We start from the raw sequence: 1,844 nt of genomic DNA, 5'->3' as shown, positions 1-1,844 counted from the left end.
CCCCTGCCGTGAGCGCCCCGGCCAGCGCCTTCGCCAGTCGGGGGGTGCGGGCGGCCTCGTCGGCGACGACCTGGACGAGTTTGATCAGCGCGGTCGCGGCAGCCGGGGAACTGTCGTGCAGCCGCAGCACGGCAGCACCGGCCTCTCCGATGTGCAGCCGGAGTCGCGCGTCGGCGCGGTCGATGTCGGTCACAGCAGGGTCGGTCACAGCAGGGTCGGTCACAGCAGCACCTGCGCGTTCATGAGTACATCCTCGGTGAGCATGCGCAACGCGTCGTACTGACCGGCGTTGCCGTATTTGCGTTTGAGTGTTCCGTACGCCACGAAGTCGGCGGACTGGGCGATCTGCGTCGCTTCCGGAATCCACGCGGGCACCACGTTGGCGATGCGCTTGTCGCGCTGGAGTCGCTCGATGGTGCTGCGGTGCAGATTCGACGCGCTCCGGTACTTGGTGATCACCAGCCCGATCTCCCTGATCGGATGGCCGACCCTATCGGCGAACTGCTGCACGCGGGTCTGAAGTGGTGGAATCCCATAGGTGGACAAGATGTCCGGGATGGTCGGGATGATGTATCCGTCGGCCAGCCGCAACCCGTTGAGGGTGAGCATGCCGAGGTTCGGTGGGCAGTCGACGAGAATGTAGTCGTACCGGTCGGCGATCGGGGTGATCGCGTTGCGCAGCACCTCGATGGGCCGGGTCGAGGCCGGGTCGGCGAACTGCTGGTGGCTCAATCCTTCCTGGACGTCCATCAGGTCCAACGATGACGCGAGCAGATCCACGCCCTTGACCGAGGTCACCGAGGAGACGTCCCGCTGGAGTGCCTTCTCCACGTCGAAGGCGGGTGCCGACGGGTCGACGGCCTTCCGGAACAGCGTGTGGAGGGTCCAGCCGAGTTCGTTGAGCTCTTTCCAGCGTTCCTCGCCGACCATCATGGTGGTCAGGTTGGTTTGCGGATCGAGGTCGATCAGCAGTACCCGCTGCCCGAAGTCTGCGGCCATGAACTCGGCCAGCGCCGCGGTCGTCGTGGTTTTCCCGACGCCGCCCTTCAGGTTGATTGTCGCGATGATCCGCGCCACCACCCGCTCCCCTCCGCACCTGCTCGATGTTGCGCGGGAAACTATACGGCGGGCAGTCGATCTTGCTCCGGGTAGGTCGAGGAAACTCGCTCGCAGTCGGCCGGTGCAGTCGGTCAGGTCGAGGGCCGTTCCCGGGTGGTCAGTTCGGCGATGTCGCCGTGCAACGCGAGTTGCAGGGCGCGGATCGACCCGGCGGACCCGTCGAACTGGTCACCGACGAAATGGGTGTTCTCCGCGGATAATTCGCGCGCGCCGGAGCGTCCGATCAGGCGGTCGATGCGCTCGTCCAGGCTCGCGGTGCGTTCGGCCACCCGGCTCAGGTGCAACTGTTCCTCGGCGGTGGTGAGCAGATCACCGATCCGCGCGAGAGCCGCAACGCGATCGACGAGCTGATCCCACACCGTCTCCAGCGCCGCTGCTCTCGCCTCGAGACCGGGGCGGGCGGCCGGGGCGGTGCGTGCCGCGTCGGCGAGTTCGGCGAGCAGCCCGCGCAGCGCGACGGTGTCGACGGCGATCTGGGTCAGTTCGTCCGGCAGGTCCAGTTGCGCGCGCTGCACGACGAGTTGCTCGGAGTTCCACGCCGCAGACGCCTCGATCCGGTCGTACAGGGTGCCCGCCAGGAAGAGCAGCGTGTCGTAACGATCGACGAAGCGGTCGTCGTCCTCGGGCACCCCGCGGGTCAGGGCCTCGGCGGCCCGACGACCGGCGGCTTCGGCGGGAGTGCCTTCCGACCAGCGGGCGACCCGTTCGACCGCGACACCGAGCAC

The 1,844-nt window shown here is 67.6% G+C and carries 1 protein-coding gene and 2 pseudogenes; all 3 read right to left on the bottom strand.

Features of this window, described 5'->3' with window-relative positions; genetic code table 11:
* Window positions 1–223, bottom strand: a pseudogene (locus WAX14_RS02370) (hypothetical protein); the annotation flags it as partial.
* Window positions 220–1,077 carry a ParA family protein gene (locus tag WAX14_RS02365; protein ID WP_422626492.1) on the bottom strand — a complete coding sequence of 286 codons (858 nt, stop codon included), beginning with the start codon at window positions 1,075–1,077 and terminating at the stop codon, window positions 220–222. The pseudogene WAX14_RS02370 and the gene WAX14_RS02365, both read right to left, overlap by 4 nt.
* A 113-nt stretch (window positions 1,078–1,190) precedes the next feature.
* Window positions 1,191–1,844: pseudogene (locus tag WAX14_RS02360) on the bottom strand (hypothetical protein); the annotation flags it as partial.

Origin of the sequence: Rhodococcus sp. (in: high G+C Gram-positive bacteria) (genome assembly GCF_049299235.1) — a bacterium.
In the GTDB taxonomy this organism is placed as follows: Bacteria; Actinomycetota; Actinomycetes; order Mycobacteriales; family Mycobacteriaceae; genus Rhodococcus.
The sequence above is the reverse complement of the archived record's forward strand: the minus strand, read 5'-3'. Positions and strand labels throughout refer to the sequence as shown.